This is a genomic window from Chitinophaga sp. LS1 (genome assembly GCF_034274695.1).
Taxonomy (GTDB): domain Bacteria; phylum Bacteroidota; class Bacteroidia; order Chitinophagales; family Chitinophagaceae; genus Chitinophaga.
The window spans coordinates 7,271,763-7,288,842 of record NZ_CP128362.1; the positions used below are offsets into that span (position 1 = coordinate 7,271,763).

Here is a 17,080-nt window from a genome sequence, read left to right on the forward strand (position 1 = left end):
CTATCAACAATATCGCCTAAAAATCCCTATTTTTATAAAAGCACGTTAATCTAAATAAAGTACTATCAGAAAAAGAGGTTATACAAAAGGAAGGAACTCGACTAAAAAGAAAAACCCACGATTATCGCAGGTTTTATCTATTTATTGTGATCCCGTTGGGACTCGAACCCAAGACCCATACATTAAAAGTGTATTGCTCTACCAACTGAGCTACGGAATCTGTTCCCATTTTCTCTCAAACGGGACGCGAAGATAATAGTTTCTATTTACTCTCCAAATATTTTTTTGGATTTTTTACTACCGAAGATCCTCTCACCTTCATCTTCGTTTTCAAAACCACCTCTCTCGGTTCCGCTGAAATCTTCTCTGGATCTAACCTGTCGAGCAATAATCCAATCACCTTATGCGCTATTTTTTCTATCGGTTGTGCTATAGCCGTTACCGGTGTTGCAAACAATTCAAAAATGTCGTGATCATCAAAAGAGATCACCGCCAGATCTTCGGGTACCTTCAATTTCAACTGTGTCATGGCTTTCAAGCCACAGGAACCTGCCTGTATTGCACCGAATAAAATCGCATCCAGCTTAGGGTTGGCCACCAGAAAATTGCGTACGGTCTGCACCATAACTTTCTCTTCAGGTGTGAAATCTATTTCAAGTACATAGGATTTTAAGCCTTCATTTTTCAATGCATTCTTATAGCCCTTCAATCGTCCCTTCATCTGCGTGAGCGAAGAAGAAAAGGTAATAAAGCCAATATTGCTATACCCCTGTTTAATCAGGTAGCTTGTAGCATTCTCTGCACTCGGCTCATTGTCGATGACTACATAATCCGTCTTTACTTTGGGTAAGTAACGATCGAACATCACCACCGGCATTCCTGCTTTGATCAGTTCATTCACCTCCTTCTCTACCCCCGGAGGCGGAGAAATAATATAACCATCTACACTTCTATCTTTCAATACATTGATCAACTCCTTCGTCTTCTCCGTATCATTATCCGTACTGCAATAGATAATCCTATACCCTTCCTTATAGGCCTCATTCTCGATCAAACGGGCAATAGTAGCAAAGAATGGGTCAGAGATGCTCTCTACCATCAAACCAATAATATGAGATTTTCCCGTTCTCAACCCACGGGCAATAGGACTTGGCCGATACCCTACCTCCTGTATATATTTCTCTACCCGCTCCACCAGTTCCTCGCTGATCCGCTTCTCCTCCGCCTTTCCATTCAGGATAAAAGAGACCGCTGTCTTGGAAATATTCAGGCCATCAGCAATATCCTTGATTCTTAATTTCTTCACAAGTGGTTATTTAAGATCAAAAATAGATTATTTTTTAGCCAGCCTTGGATAATTATAACCGAATAATAAAATCACGATATAACAAATGATAGGCAGATAATACGCCGTAGCCACGTTGTGATTGGCGATCAACCCCATCAGAGGAGGAAAAATTCCACCTCCTACCACGCCCATCACGATGAAAGAAGAGGCCTGCTGTGTGTGCTTACCCAGATTTTTCAACCCCAGACTAAAGATAGTCGGGAACATAATGCTGAAAAAGAAATTGATCATTAACAACGCTACAAACGACACCCATCCCCACTGCTGCGCGACTATCACACACATCACGATATTCATACCTGCAAACATAGCCAACAGCTTATAAGGGGCAATGATACGCATCAAACCCGTACCCACAAAGCGACCTATCATCAGCAGGATCATACTCAATGAGAAAAAATACCCTGCCTTTTCATCACTCAACCCCATCACATCATGCCCATAATTGATAAAATATGCCCAGGTACCTCCCTGTGCCGCTGTATTGAAAAACTGTGCTATAGCCGCAAATACGAAGTGTTTCTGTCGGATCAGGGGCTTTGCTTCACCCAGGTCTTCATGCGTTGCATATTGCAATTTTGGAATGCGAATAAATAAAAAAACCACTGCCAGCGTAGCGATCACCCCTCCTATCACCATGTATAAATCCCGCACAGCCAGTAGATCATTTGATTCTTTCAGGATGATATAACTACCCAGCGCAGGGCCTATCACCCCTCCCAGGCCATTGAAAGACTGGGCAAAATTGATACGCTGATCACTGGTACGCTGATCTCCCAAAGATGCGATCAACGGATGGGCGACTGTTTCCAAAGTAGCCAGTCCACATGCCAGCACAAACAACGCCAACCGGAAATAATTAAAAGAAACTGCTTCTGCTGCGGGAATAAACAAAAACGCACCCGAGGCATATAATAACAGACCTAATAAAATGCCACGTTTATAACCAAACCGCTTCATGAATATACCTGCCGGTATCCCCATCACTGCATACGCTCCAAAAAGGGATAACTGTACCAACCCGGATCTAGACTTTGAAATATGTAAGACATGCTGAAAATGCCGGTTCAATACATCTCCCAGTGTGAGTGCTACTCCCCAGCATAAAAACAGGGAGGTCACAAATAAAAAGATAGTCAGGTATTTTCTTTCCGTGAAATTTGGTCGAACGCTCATTATTATTCCTTTTTACCGGCGACCGCGACAGCGACTCTCGAATCCGCACAGCCGTAATAAAGGAACCATTTATTATTGAATAACACAAGTCCTTCTATAAAAACAGTACCCGCAGGATATTGGCCGCTTTTTTCAAAAGCTTCCTGTGGGATAAGGAAAGGTTGATCCAGCCGGTCTAAAAGCTGGTCAGGATGTTCGCCATCAAATAATGCCTGTCCGGCAGCATAGGTATTGGCAGTATAGCGCTTATCACCATTAGCAGCGTTGTTCTTGCCGTTATATAACAAGACGATCCCCTGATCGGTTTTGACTGCCGGAGGGCCACATTCTGTGAGGTCACTATCAAAATACCCCTTTCTTGGTGACATCAATTCTTTCAGCTTACCATCTGGTGTTGTGAGCGGTGTCCATTCATAGAGATTATCGGATGTAGCTGCATAGACATGGTGCTCTCCCCAATACATCCAGTATTTGCCATTTACTTTGGAAATGACCAGCTGACCATTATTTACCGCTGTGAGGATGGAAGCAGATTTGGAAGCGATATCCCGGAAGGCGCCATTGAATACCGGACCTTTTTTCTCCCAGTGAATCAGGTCCTTGGATAGTGCAGCACCTAAACGCGGCACTTTATTGTTCCATTCTGTATACAATACAAGGTAGGTACCCTCTTTTGTCACTGCTACGCGGGGATCTTCACAACCACCTTTCCATTCAAATTCTTTTGCGTTGTCATTGTCAGGGAATAAAACAGGTTCTTTAGAGCGGGTTTTAATCAAAAGTCCGTCTTCACTGGTGGCGAGACCAACACGTGAGGTGCGCATACCAATGCCTTTGCCAGAGCAGTCTTCTGCTCTGTACAAAATACAAACCTTGCCATCTTTTAATACGGCGGCAGGATTGAATGTATCATTGGATTCCCAACCTACCAGTTCCCCCGTCATAGGGTCGCGGAAACTTGTTGTAGAATCAGGGCTTATTAAAGGATTTACGCCCGCAGGACGCACGAATGGGCCAAGTGCCCAGGAACCCGCAGAAGTAAGCGAAAACGGCTTGTCTGCTGGCTTTATTCCCCTTTGTTTATTCGGTTCGGGCCCCATTACAAGGTGCAACACCCCACCATTCATAATTGCATTATGCGTGATATAATTATGTTCATAAGGCACTCCATTCAAAGTCGCTGACTGGATATATACATTCCGGGGACTATTATTTTCCGCTTCCACTATGAACTGTTTGTTATTCTCAAGGGTGATCGTCATCTTTGGAAACAAAGGACTCCCAATCACATACTGATCTGTTCCGGGACATACACTATAAAACCCTGCAGCACTCAGCACATACCAGCTTGACATCTGCCCCTGATCTTCATCGCCGGGGTAGCCATTCTCAGTAGCATTGTACATATTCTGCATGATCTGTCTTACATGCCACTGGGTTTTCCAGGGCTGCCCGGCGTAGTTATATAAATAAACCAGGTGGTGAATCGGCTCATTCCCCTGCGCATATTGCCCCATGTTGAATTCGGCCATCTCCGTCATCTCATGGATCACCTGACCATACCCTCCGACTTTGATAGTACCCGGTATGCTGAATACGGAATCGATCTTATTGGTAAACTGTTGCTCCCCGTGCATCAGGTTGATCAATCCCTGCACATCATGGAATACTGACCATGTCCAATGCCATGCATTCCCTTCTGTATATGGACCACCCCAGTCCAAAGGATCGAACGGCGTTACCCAATTCCCTTCTGCATCTTTTGCACGCATGAAACCAGTGGCAGGATCATACAGATTTTTGTAATTATACATCTGGCGACTAAATACCTGCTCATAGAATGGCTGGTTCGTCATCTTTGCCAGCTGGTAACCACAAAAGTCATCATAAGCGAATTCCAATGTCCAGGAAGAGGCGCCTAATGTCTTTTCTGAATAAGGGCAATAGCCCATTTCATAATATTCCTTGTAACCGGGTCTGCCATTCGCACTACCCCATGGACCTTTGTTGGTTGCCTCATGGAAGTATGCTTTCAGGGCTTTTTGTGGATCAAAGGTGCGGATACCTTTTGCCCAGGCATCTGTCAATAGAGATATGGCATGATTGCCCAGCATCCCTCCTGTTTCGCCCGGAAATGACCAGGCAGGGAACCAGCCACATTGCTCCTGTGCATCCAGCAATGCCTGCGCATAACGACCTTCCATGGTTGGATGCATAATTGTGTTCAAAGGGAATTGTCCTCTGAAGGTATCCCAGAAACCATTATCTGTATACATATACCCGGGATGGATCTTTCCATCGTAAGGACTGAAGTAGTATGGATTGCCATCTTTGTCATATTCGAAGAACTGATGTGAGAAGAGATTGGCGTGGTAGAGACAGGAATAGAAAGTTGCCTTTTGTTCTTCTGTACCTCCTTCTACTTTCATTCTGGATAAAAGGGCATTCCAAACCTTATCGGCAGCAGTATGGGTGTCTTCTAATTTTTTGTAAGTCCCCAACTCACGCTGTAATGTCAGTGTTGCCTGCTCCGGACTGATATAAGAAGAAGCTACCTTTGCTTCTACTTGTTTTGCATTGCCAAAGTCGATGTATGCACCCATACCTTCGCCTTCTCCTTCAGAATTATTTGCATTTATTTTATTATTCTGCCATGTACCATACGCCTTAAAAGGCTTGTCAAATGTGATCTCAAAATAATTGCGAAAGTTCTGTGGCGCCCATCTGGCATTATTTACATAACCAGTAATTTTCCGAGCCGAAGGATCTATCTTCACCTGGCTCATTTTGGTATACCCATCCAATACAATAATAGCTCTCTTAGAAGGAAATGAAAAACGAAAATGCGCCCCTCTTTCTGTAGGAGAGAATTCTGTTTTTATACCATTATCAAAAGTGACTTTATAATAACCGGGTTGTGCGATTTCATTTTCATGTTTAAAAGTGGCGGCACGTTCATCCTCATTCACTAACAATTCTGACTCAGGGAACAGCGAAAACACTGCGTAATCATTCACCCATGAACTACACTGGTGTGACTGCTGAAAGCCCCTGATCGTATGTACAAAATACTGGTACTTCCAGCCATCTCCATTCTTACCCGTTTGCGGGGTCCAGGTATGCATACCAAAAGGTAATGCTGTAGCCGGATAGGTATTACCATAAGAAAATTCATACTTGCTATTGGTTCCCTGCCTTGTATTTACATAGTTCACCTGGCTCATGCCACGTATAGCTACAATACACAGTAACAAGGCTAATAATAATTGCTTCATCAATGAGTTAGTTTAAGTCTGAGAAACCGTGGACGATATAAATGTGGATGTTTTTGCAGGTCGTTAAAGAATTCTACTGAATTCACATTATAACTGATCAATAGTTCGCCCGGTGCAGAGATGCCAGGATGCGCCTTGGCATTGTACATGACATAGGTTTTTTCTTCCGCATCCTTACTGCAATCCCATAATTTGATTACTGGGCCAAAAGGCCCTATAGGCGTAGTACCTACCCGCATACCGATGGTAGTACTTAAGCCCCCATCCTGGAAGATAAGTGCGTATTTACCATCTGGCAATGGCGATACACTGAGTTCATTGGATACTTTATTTGTTACATCAACGGCCTTATTCATTTCCTTCACCCATGTCTTGCCATTATAAAAACGCCATTGATCAAAATGATCGAATTCAGCAGGCTTTACTCTCGCTACGACCATGCCCTTTTCCATACCATGCACACCGTAGATGTATACATAACCATCAGGGGCAGGCGCTCCGGCCTTCTTTGTATTGACATAGATACCTGCGCCATAAGAGCCGATCTGCCCGGATTTATCTGTAAAAAAGAAAGGCGTATCCATCTGCCCGTACTTTGTAAACGGAGGCGTTGTGCCTTTGGAGATCTTAATCAGGGTATTACCGACTTCCCTGAAACCAAAGGCTTCCTGTGATACATTGCGGATGCGATAACCAAATATATAAAGGGTATTATCCTGTTCCTGGTTTACAAAGCCATCGCCCAGCCAATAGTAATCATTTTTCTCTGTAAGCGGGGTGCCTGGTTCAAATACGGAGATGGCTTCGTGTTGCTCATTTTCCGGCCAGGAGAATTGCATCTCGTGCCCGTTCCAGATGGCCACACTATTGTGAATCATGCGGGAGCCGGGTTGTAATGAATCATTTTCTATCGTACCAATCATGGAATCACTGAAGATAAAAAGCAGGCTGTCTGACCGACGGTTTTCCACCCCGTTAAACGGAATGGAATATATACCATCTCCGCCAAACCAGCCGTTATTCCTGATGAAAAGGGCAGACCACTCCGGCGCCTCTTCTACCTTATATTGCGCCTGTAAGTTTACAAGCATTACCAGACCTGAGAGTGTAAAAAGCAATCTCTTCATAACTATGGAATTTGTTTTGTAGGTGAAAAATAATATCTACCCGTTAACCAAACAAATCCTGCGACCCCTCCTGCCATAAAAAGTAGTGCAATTATTTGCGCCTGACTCAGCTGGAATAAGGTATATTTCGGGGTAATACGTATTACTTCAATATAATAGCGCTCGATTCCGTTCAATAATAAATATATAAAAAACATTGCCCCCGGTACCCGCAATCTTTTCCTGACCATCCACATACCCATGAATAACAGGATGCATAATACCGCTTCATACAAAGGTGTTGGGTATACACCGAGAGGCAATTCATAATAGCCATTTTTAAATACCCCTGCATCAATTGCATTGTGTGGGTAAGTATAGGCCCATGCCCATTGTGGTATCCAGTCTGGTTTTACATGTCTGTTCACAATTCCCCAATCTCCGTCACCTGACAACTGACAACCTATTCGCCCGATCCCATATGCCAGCATCATTCCCGGAGAGCCGATATCTGCCATATAAATCAGTTTGATCTTATGCCGGTAGCCAATGTAGAGATAGGTCAATGCGCCAAATATGAGGCCACCATAGTAAGTAAAGCCACTTCGTGAAAACAACACAGTAACCGGATTATACAAAAGCTCCTGAAAATGCTCTACGGCATCAAAGAGCTTGGCGCCTATAAACCCAAATACCGCCACCATGAATACGATGTATGGCATGAGCTGGTAAGGGTGTATGAATTGGGAGGCTGCTATTTTATAACTATAATAGGCCCATATGCCCCATACGAGCGCCAGCAAACAGCCTGCTATCCAGTTGCCCCTCAAAGAGAAAAGTAATGATACAGGATCCTGCCGCTGAAGTAATGCCAATACAATCGCCACCACCTTATACCCAATCAGAAACCCTATGCCCGCATTCACTATCACCTCCACCGGCTTACTGGCGGGCCTGACCAGTATACCTCTTATTGTGCCGTCATTTTCTTTCCGCTTAAACTCCGCTACAAACACCACATAGGCCCCGGCAAATGCCAGGGCCATACATGTACCAAATGTCTGAAGGTTGACCTTCACCGTAATGTGGAATAGATAGCTGATCAAATCTCCAATAGTAGGAAACATATGCTTAAAGACTTAATTGTACTCCTAAGTTAACCACCCGCTGGTTAATATACGCATCACCCGCAGTATTCGTACTGATCTCAGGATCCTGCTGATATTTACGGTAGTTATCCCAGGTAAACAGGTTGTAAGCACTCATATACACCCTTGCACTGTTCAGGTGAAAAGGCAGCATCTTCGTTGGAAACTGATACCCCAGATCCACTGTCTTCAGACGGATATAATGTGCATTCACTAACCAGTAATCAGATGGATAATAGGTAGGACTATTTACAGATGATTTGTTCGTAGTCAGTCTTGGATACTTTGCACTGCCAGCAGTCTCAGGTGTCCATGCTTCCATATGTACCGGCTGGAACTGACCAATGAAAGGTTCTATACCTGTGCCTGTAATGATAAAGCTGTAGTTGAAAGACCCCTGCAGCAATACACTCAGACTAAAACCTTTGTAACTCGCCTGCAGGTTCATACCCAGATTCGTATTAGGCAGGTTTGGATGCCCGATGGCACGCTGGTCAAATACATTGATAAAACCATCTCCGTTCAGATCCTGGTATTTCAAATCACCTGCATGCAATGGCAAACCATTGTCTGGTACCGCTACTGTCTTGTTTCCCGCATTGCTGCCACCATTGGATGCCATGTAGGTATTTACATTATCAATATCATCCTGTGTATAGTACCCCAATGAGTGATAACCGAATGGCTGATTCAATGGTTTTCCTGTATGTGATAACCATGGATAAGCAGGTGATGCTTCACTCTGATACAGGATCTTATTCTTTGCATAAGAGAAGACGAAATTCGCCCCCCACTGTACATTGCCAATACTGCTATGATACCCAATCTGACCGTCAAAGCCCTGATTCTGTGTACGACCGATGTTCACTGCAGGCAATCCCACACCAATGATATCAGGTACATTGTTCGGCACGATCAGCTGATCATAACGGATATTCCTGAACACCTCGATGGTAGCAGACAATTTGTTATTCTTCAGCATATTGATATCAATCGCCAGATTGGTTTCTTTTTGCTTCTCCCAAACTACATTGCTGTTTGCGAGATTCCCTTCGTAGAACATGGTATAGTTGGAAGGAGATTCACCGAACGGATATGTATTGCCATTCTGGATATAGTTCTGTGCATAGATATAACGGTTATTGGGCGCTACATCAGAGCCTACGATACCATAGGAACCACGGATCTTGAAGAGACCAAATACAGGGAATGCTTCTTTGAAGAACTTTTCGCCTGACAGGTTATAGCCCAGACCAATCGCCGGGAATAAACCAAAGCGATGACTTGCGGCAAACCTATCGGTACCATTGTAAGCTGCTTTCAGATCCACCAGGTACTTGCCATCATATTCATAGTTGGCAGAACCGGAAACTCCCTGAAACTTTGCAGGCACACCTACTGACGCTGCATCCAGGTTATCATAGGCATCATAGGTTTGTGATTGCTGGTTTAATAATAACAAACCTGTCACGTGATGCTTTTGATTGAAAGTGCGGTCATAGTTGGAAAAGAATTGCAGGTTCACATTATTTGTATAGATATTGGTATTCCCTGAATAATAGATATTGGAGAATACATACGTACCTGCAGGATTCAGGGTATAAGACTTATCAGTAGGATCGTAATGATAAGAAGGAATAGAACCAAAGTTACCCGTCCCTCTTGTATACTGCTCCTGGCTGGAATAGGCGATACGTGCACTGATGGATAGACCATCGGTAATTTTATTCAGTTGCTGGGTAGCATTGAATACGATATTGTAATCCGTTCTCTTTGCATTCTGATAACCACCTGTGGCCAGTCGTGCATTTAAGGTTGGTAAATGTCCTGTATTAAAACGGGAATACGCATATGCATAAGAGCCATCAGGATTCAGGAAGGGTGCTGTAAACGGCGTTAATTTACTAAAGTCAAATACTTCAGACAATGCACTGTTTGCTGACAGGTTCGGTGAATTCGTTGTTGAAAAACGGGTCGTCACATCCAGTCGCATCGTCAATGTCTTATTTGCTCTCAGATCCAGGTTAGACCTGAAATTGTATCTTTTGAAATTGTAATTGGTATTTACTGTACCACGTGGATCAGGGAAGGTACGTACCAGTCCATTCTGGTTCATCGCGCCACCTGAGATAAAGTACTTCACTGTTTCATTACCACCTGAGATATCCAGATTCGTATTCTGCTGAAAACTGAATTGTTTGAAGATCGCATCATACCAGTTTACATCCGGATGTCCATAAGGATCGGTATGGTTTTTATATGCATCCAGGTCTGCCTGTGTGAACTCTGCCGTCAGCCCATCATTCGCATCTGCCTGATTGATGAGGCGTGCGGACTCATATGCATCCAGGAACTTAGGGATCTTTGTCGGTGTTTGTGTACCACCTTCCACACGTACATTGATCTGTGGTTTACCCAGTTTACCACGACGGGTAGTGACAACCAGTACTCCATTTGCGCCTTTGATACCATAGATGGCGGTGGTACTTGCATCTTTCAATACGGAGATAGATGCAATTTCATTTACGTTGATCTGTTGCAACTGATCATAGGTATATTCCACATCATCCACGATGATCAAAGGTTTATTACCAGCAGGATTCAGTGAGCTCACACCACGGATATAAAAGTCAGACGCATCTTTACCCGGCTGACCGGATGATTGTTGAGAGAAGAAACCCGGTAATCTGCCAGACAGTGCATTCTGCACATTAGCAGTAGGCACGTTCCTGATTTCAGCAGCATTGATGGTGTTGACAGAGCCTGTATTGGTGATACGGGTGGTCTTACCATAACCAACTACCACTACCTCATCCAATGCCTGGTTATCTGAAGCCAATGTGACATCTATCCCATCATTCCTGCCTACCACATTCAGTTCTCTTGTCACATAACCGAGATAACGGAACACGAGAATATTGGAAGATCCTTTTAAAGTCAGTTTGAATTTACCCGCCGCATCAGTGATCATCCCATTTGTTGGTACCCCTTTTTCAGCAACCGTTACACCAGGCAGTGGCCCCTGAATATCTCGCACAGCGCCGGTAATCACCCGGTGCTGCGCCAGTAGCACGCCGGGGAGTAAATATATTATACAAATCAGCAGTATTATTTTCCGCATATCTGATTGTTTGTAATTTTTAGGAATTGAGTAGCTTACCATCCCGGATTTTGTTTCATAGCCGGGTTCTTCGCCACTTCATTGTAAGGGATGGGATACAGGTATTGGTTGTCTTTGAACACCGTAGTCAGTATATTCACTGTACTATAGGTATTGGAAGCCCCGTTCTTTACAATAAATATGCCCGTGCGTGGTTGGTTCATCACAGTACCTGCTATCTTCCAGCGACGGATATCAAAATAACGGTGCTCCTCAAAAGCGAACTCAATTCTCCATTCATTCTGTATCACGGCCCTCATCTCTGCCTGTGTCATATTTGGTGTAAGACCATAGTTACCATCATCACCTGCTGCAATACCGGCTCTTGCCCTGATGGCGTACAATTGCTCATATACATCTGGCTGTGGTGCGGACTCTGCTTCGTTACGTGCTTCTGCATACCCCAGCAGAATTTCTGCATAGCGCATCACAATCCAGTCGGACGAATGATTGCTATAAGTGGTGGCTGCTTCAAAGTCACCCATAAACTTGCGCATATAGTAACCACTCTCAGTTTGTTGCTGAGAAGAATTCGGTTTACTCTTACCACCTTCATAAGTATCTACTGTGCTGCTCAACCAGGTAGCACCATTGTAAAAAATGGTTGCATTAAATCGTGGATCACGTTTTACATCATTTAGTAAACTATAAGGATCAGCAGCGAGATAAGCGGAAGCAGGGTTTGTAATAGGTAAACCATTCTGCATAGGGAAAGCATTGACCAACTCCTGGGTAGGACTGGTATTGCCTGTACCACCTGCCTGAAAACCTACAGGGCCATTGCGGGTTTCGATACCGGTAGAGTTATTCCCCGGACGTATAAAGATCCTTTCACTGTTATTCTGATCGAGGAAAATATGTGTGAATGAAGGTAACAGGGAATATACACCCAGGTTCATTACATCTTTTGCCGCCTGTGCTGCCAGTGTCCAGCGGTTTACGTCATAATCAGTATAACCTGTCAGGGCATTCCCACTCTCTATATTACCCCCATTAAACAGCGGACTCGCAGCGAGCAACAAGGTTTTTGCCTTCAGTGCCAGTGCAGCACCTTTTGTAGCTCTGTAGTTATCACCATCTGATGCAGGTGCAGAGATCAGGCTATCTTTGATCGCATCACATTCATTGACGATATAGGTGATACAATCTGCAAATGTGCTACGTGGTATCTCAAGATTATCTTCGATGTTGTAGACTTTATCACCCAGCAACGGTACACCACCATAGCGCCTTACCAGTTCGAAGTAAAAATAGGCACGGAGGAAACGCGCTTCACTTCTCCATACCTGCGCTGTAGTTGTACCGTTAGACAAACCACCTTTTACAGGCACCACACCGATACCATTGATAAAGATATTTGCATTGCGCACTCCTGCCCAGAAAGCATCCGGCACACCGGAGCTGGAAGGCGCCTGTGAGAGGTTGGTACCTTCCCAGTAATTTTCTGACCCCGGGAAGTTGAACGATGAGACTGCATTTGTAGTCAATAGCGTTACAGGAATACTGCTGCCTGTCTGTGAAGAAACTGCATCATCACTCGCTGCATCCAGGTAATCACCGCCTACGCGACTATGTCCACTCTTTACGATGGCATAAATACCATATAGGTAAGATTGTGCATTCACACCCGCAGAATCCAGCGGATCGAAGACATAATTGCCTGTCACTTTATCTACCGGAAACTGCTCGTACTTTTTGCAACCACTGATGAGAGCAGCGAGCAGTATTATTTTATGAATATAATTTTTCATAGCTCAATCTCTTTTATAACTTAATACTAACACCTGTGCTTACTACCCTTTGAATGGGATAGCTATATGGTTGTACCTCCGGGTCCATGCCCTTAAAGCCAGCGATGGTAAAGAGGTTCTCGCCATCCACAAATATTTTCAGACCGGAGATGCGGATTCTCTTTAGCAGACTGTATGGCAGTGAATACCCGATCTCCGCGTTTTTTAGTCTTACATAGTTGCCATTCTTCAGGTAGAAAGTAGAGAACATCGTATTGTTGTTCGTAGCGGATACTGCCAGTCTTGACAAGGTCGCTTCGCCTGCAGTTTCCGGTGTCCATCGACCAGTCGCATTTTCATATACCTGACCGTTCGTGGTGTTATAGTCCATACCAAAGTGATCTACGGCATTATTCAATGCACTGATCTGCCTGTTGCCTACACCCTGAATGACGAAACTAAAGTTGAATCCTTTGTAGTTACCACCCAGTGTGACACCGAAGAATGCCAGTGGTTTGGTACCTCCGATGGTAGACTGGTCAAAGGCATCGATCACACCATCTCCATTCAGGTCTTTGTATTTAATATCGCCGGGTTGTGGGGTATAACCAGCTATGTGTGCACTACTGGCGGCATCTTCGGCATTCTGGTAAAGCCCCAGGGATGTATAGCCATAATAGGTGCCTGATACTGGTAATCCGGTTCTTTTGTTCCAGGCATAAGGAGTAGCCAGTTCATCGTTGTAGATGATTTTGGAATAAGCTAGATTTCCGTTTGTAGTGACGAAGTAGTTAAAGTTGCCCAGGTGGTTGTTGTAAGTCAGAGACAACTCAATACCATGATACTGGTTCTTACCAATGTTCTCCAAAGGATAACCGGTACCCAGCAAGGCAATAGAATTACCACGATACCCCAGTATATCTGAATATACATCATGGTAGTAATCGGCCGTGAGTTGTAAATGATTCTGGAAGAAAGAGATGTCAGTACCTACATCGAACTTGTTTGCTTTTTCCCAGGTGATATAAGGATTGGCCAGTGAACCTTCGTACTGATAATAGACGGTGGTGTAGCCGGTACCTACCTGGTAATTCTTACCATTGTTATTGGAATTGTAGGTTTGAGAATAAGCGTAATATAAAGAGGCGTTCAGATCAATATTCGCATTGCCTGTTCTGGCATAAGTAGCTCTCCATTTCCAACCACTGATCCAGGGAAGGTTTTCTTTGATGAAATCCTCACTGCCCATTTCCCATCCCAAACCGGCACCGTAGAAGAGGCCCCAGCGTTTGCCATCAGGATAACGGTTATTGCCACTACCTATCAGGGTTGCATTTACAAAGTATTTCTTATTGTAGTCATACCCTACTCTACCTCCTGCATTGGTGGTGGTAGATGCCAGGTCATAGTTCGCTACGACGGACTTGCGGTCGTACATCAGCTGTGCATCTACATTGCTCTTTTCGAAGCTCCTGTTATAGTTCAGGCTTCCCTGTGCATATGACTGACGGGAAGTAAATACCGTGCGGAATGCATTGCTTTGGGAGGTAGTGGTACCATAAATCACATAGGCGCTATCTATGTAACCATAAGATGGATTCTGTAAACTCCTGTCCAGTGCGGTGATAGACTGGTATGCCAGGTTACCTTTAATTTTGAATGTCAACCCTTTCAGCACACTATTCAGGTTGTAGTTCAGGTCTAAATTCGCGAGAATGTCATTGGTATTGTTTTGAGTATAGCCTGAATACTGTGCTCTTGACAACAGGTTATTGCTGTAAGGGCCACCATTACCACCGATGTTGTTACCACCAAAGGTGCCATTACGGTTGTAAATAGGATACGCATTATTAGGCGTTGAAAACAGTGCATTCAACAGACCGTTGTAATCATTACCCGGTTCGCGGGTGTTCTGTACACGACCGAATAACTGAAGGTCCACATTCAGGTTCTGATTCACCTGCACACCTATGTCGGAGTTGATGACATAGCGTTTGAGACTATTGTTCGTACTATAAGATACATCCGGACTTGTTTTGAAAATTCCCTCCTGGTCAAAGTAACTGAGTGATACGGAATAGCGGGCCACATTTGTACCACCATTCACATTCAGTTTGTAGTTGGAGATAGGTGTATAATCTTTCAGGAGAGTTTTGAACCAGTTGATATCAGGATGGCCATAAGGATCCGTATGATTCTTGTATGCAGCGAAATCTTCTGCACTGTACAGGGCAGGCTTTCCATCATTCATCAGTGTTTCATTCATCAGGTAAGCATATTGGTAAGCGGGCAGTGGTTTTGGTAAACCTAATGACTGCTGCATGCCGGTCTGCGCCGTGAATGTGATATGCGGGCGACCCATCTCCCCTCTCCTCGTCGTCACCAGCATTACCGGTCGGGAACTGTTATTACCTAATAATAAGGTAGACAACCCATCTTTCAGCATAGAGATCGATTCAATGGATTCCGGATCGATAGAAGAGATTTCTCTTTGCACGCCATCAATCACGGTAACGGGTGTTTGTCCTCTTACACTCAGACTAATTTCAGAGTTATCAGTAGAGCGGTTGTTATTGGAAGAGGCGTTCACCAGTGTTTGCCCGATGATGGCAGAAGAAGAAATTTCACTCACATTGAAAGAAGTGAAACCACTGTTTTGTTTGGTATACACGCCTGACAGTTGGCCGGGAATGGCGTATACATATAAAGAAGCAGGTGTAGTGGTCAATTGCTTTGTATAGATGGTAGACACGGCACCCAATACTTTGGAGCGGTCTACTCTTTCATACAGCATATCTACCTGGTTAGGAGATTTCAGGAATGCATCAGTGAGCTGTACCGTCATTTCAGCGGTGGCTTTCAGTTCATGGGTATAATAGTCCTTCCACAAAAACACTAACATGGTACCGGGAGGTGTATCCAGATGAAACTCTCCGTTTGCATCTGTAAATATTTCCTTCTTTGAATCTTTTACCATGACCTTTACGCCGGCCAGTGGTTCGCTGAATTCATTGACAACAGTGCCATTGATGCCGGACTTTTTTGCGTCCTGGGCAAAGATCTTTTGTTGCGTGAATGCAAACAGACAGATCAGGCAAAATATGTAGCGCATAATCATCCACATTTAAATTTGTAAGTGAAAGGAGCAGTGGTGTTACCATATCCCACCTGTTTGGTGCCGGTCTTATCTGTGATGTAGTAAGTCATGTTGGTAACGGTCTGGCTATCGCTCACACCGAAGAATGACCGGGGCCAGAGGGTAATCTCATAGCGGCCGCTGCCTACCCCTTTCATCAGTGTTCTGGAAGTCTGTTCACAGATAGTGATTGTCTGTCCATCACTGGTCGTACCTGTTGCACAGAGGTATACTTCATCACTACCGGAAAGTTCCGTCTCAATTACATTGGAGTCGAATGTAATAGTAACGAGATCGTTGTCCAGCGACTTTGGTGGAGAAACGGTAGTGAGTTGTGGATTACAGAAGTCAACCAGGTCGCCGCTGCCGCCAGTCACCGTAAAGCAATCGCCTATGTACTGGTTGTAATATTCTGCGGTAGGACCATAGCCTTCATCGAAGTAGGTATCGGAGGTAAAACCGTTGGTCGTATTAGCGACTACATAGGCCAGTTTTACAACAGTAGGATTATCATCCGCACCTACTTTCAGGTTGATATAAATAGAGCCGGTGATCTTATCGCCATTTGCATAGGTGAATGGATTATCACTTTGCATAACGACCCATTCCATATCATCAATGAGGTTACCGGCAATGCCGAAGGTAGCTCTCATATAATCAGGCCAGTTCTTGCCATCTCCGTGAGCAGCAAGGGTGGTGAGTGGCACCATGGTAAAGGAGCCATCGCCTTTGCTGCTCTTGTAGGTCGCCGTCATGTTCTGCGTACCTTTCCAGCCTTTGGGCATCAGTACACCAAGTATGAGGCGATCACTACCACCGGAGTTGCAGGATTCATCTATGTCCAGTTGGATGGGTACAACATCACCTACCTTGGCGGACGCAGGGATGGTAACTTTAGAGATCTTTATATGACAGAAGCTGAACACTATGCCGATAAGGAGTAATGCGGACAGCATCCAGATCTTACGTCCTTTAATATTTAAACGTGGAAGCATAAAATT

9 protein-coding genes and 1 tRNA gene are annotated in these 17,080 nt (G+C 44.3%); all 10 read right to left on the reverse strand.

Annotated features, from left to right (window positions below; translation table 11 throughout):
• Positions 1-147 precede the first annotated feature (147 nt).
• A tRNA-Lys gene (locus tag QQL36_RS29775) sits at positions 148-220 on the reverse strand.
• 42 nt (positions 221-262) lie between these two features.
• Entirely contained in the window at positions 263-1,306 is a 1,044-nt protein-coding gene (locus QQL36_RS29780; protein WP_321567785.1) for a LacI family DNA-binding transcriptional regulator, read from the reverse strand.
• 27 nt (positions 1,307-1,333) lie between these two features.
• Positions 1,334-2,524 carry a sugar MFS transporter gene (locus QQL36_RS29785; RefSeq protein WP_321567786.1) on the reverse strand — a complete coding sequence of 397 codons (1,191 nt, stop codon included), beginning with the start codon at positions 2,522-2,524 and terminating at the stop codon, positions 1,334-1,336.
• A 2-nt stretch (positions 2,525-2,526) separates the two neighbouring features.
• On the reverse strand, positions 2,527-5,799 hold the full coding sequence (locus tag QQL36_RS29790) for a GH92 family glycosyl hydrolase (RefSeq protein ID WP_321567787.1): 3,273 nt from the start codon (positions 5,797-5,799) through the stop codon (positions 2,527-2,529).
• Positions 5,799-6,926 (reverse strand): DUF4185 domain-containing protein, encoded by a 1,128-nt coding sequence (locus QQL36_RS29795; protein WP_321567788.1) that lies wholly within the window; start codon positions 6,924-6,926, stop codon positions 5,799-5,801. Before QQL36_RS29795 ends, QQL36_RS29790 begins: the two co-directional genes overlap by 1 nt.
• A gap of 2 nt (positions 6,927-6,928) precedes the next feature.
• Complete coding sequence (locus QQL36_RS29800) at positions 6,929-8,032, reverse strand: prolipoprotein diacylglyceryl transferase (protein ID WP_321567789.1); 1,104 nt, start codon at positions 8,030-8,032, stop codon at positions 6,929-6,931.
• A gap of 4 nt (positions 8,033-8,036) precedes the next feature.
• Entirely contained in the window at positions 8,037-11,174 is a 3,138-nt protein-coding gene (locus QQL36_RS29805; protein ID WP_083722326.1) for a SusC/RagA family TonB-linked outer membrane protein, read from the reverse strand.
• A 35-nt stretch (positions 11,175-11,209) separates the two neighbouring features.
• The gene (locus tag QQL36_RS29810) at positions 11,210-12,964 is read right to left on the reverse strand and encodes a RagB/SusD family nutrient uptake outer membrane protein (protein WP_321567790.1); all 1,755 of its coding nucleotides are present in this window, start codon (positions 12,962-12,964) and stop codon (positions 11,210-11,212) included.
• 13 nt (positions 12,965-12,977) lie between these two features.
• On the reverse strand, positions 12,978-16,067 hold the full coding sequence (locus QQL36_RS29815; protein WP_415751038.1) for a SusC/RagA family TonB-linked outer membrane protein: 3,090 nt from the start codon (positions 16,065-16,067) through the stop codon (positions 12,978-12,980).
• Entirely contained in the window at positions 16,058-17,074 is a 1,017-nt protein-coding gene (locus QQL36_RS29820; protein ID WP_083722329.1) for a DUF4961 domain-containing protein, read from the reverse strand. Before QQL36_RS29820 ends, QQL36_RS29815 begins: the two co-directional genes overlap by 10 nt.
• Positions 17,075-17,080: the final 6 nt, after the last annotated feature.

Bases quoted from the DNA above. Each gene is read 5' to 3' on its own strand.
- QQL36_RS29785 (WP_321567786.1), bottom strand. From the start codon at position 2,524: ATGAGCGTTCGACCAAATTTCACGGAAAGAAAATACCTGACTATCTTT.
- QQL36_RS29790 (WP_321567787.1), bottom strand. From the start codon at position 5,799: ATGAAGCAATTATTATTAGCCTTGTTACTGTGTATTGTAGCTATACGT.
- QQL36_RS29795 (WP_321567788.1), bottom strand. From the start codon at position 6,926: ATGAAGAGATTGCTTTTTACACTCTCAGGTCTGGTAATGCTTGTAAAC.
- QQL36_RS29800 (WP_321567789.1), bottom strand. From the start codon at position 8,032: ATGTTTCCTACTATTGGAGATTTGATCAGCTATCTATTCCACATTACG.
- QQL36_RS29805 (WP_083722326.1), bottom strand. From the start codon at position 11,174: ATGCGGAAAATAATACTGCTGATTTGTATAATATATTTACTCCCCGGC.
- QQL36_RS29810 (WP_321567790.1), bottom strand. From the start codon at position 12,964: ATGAAAAATTATATTCATAAAATAATACTGCTCGCTGCTCTCATCAGT.
- QQL36_RS29815 (WP_415751038.1), bottom strand. From the start codon at position 16,067: ATGTGGATGATTATGCGCTACATATTTTGCCTGATCTGTCTGTTTGCA.
- QQL36_RS29820 (WP_083722329.1), bottom strand. From the start codon at position 17,074: ATGCTTCCACGTTTAAATATTAAAGGACGTAAGATCTGGATGCTGTCC.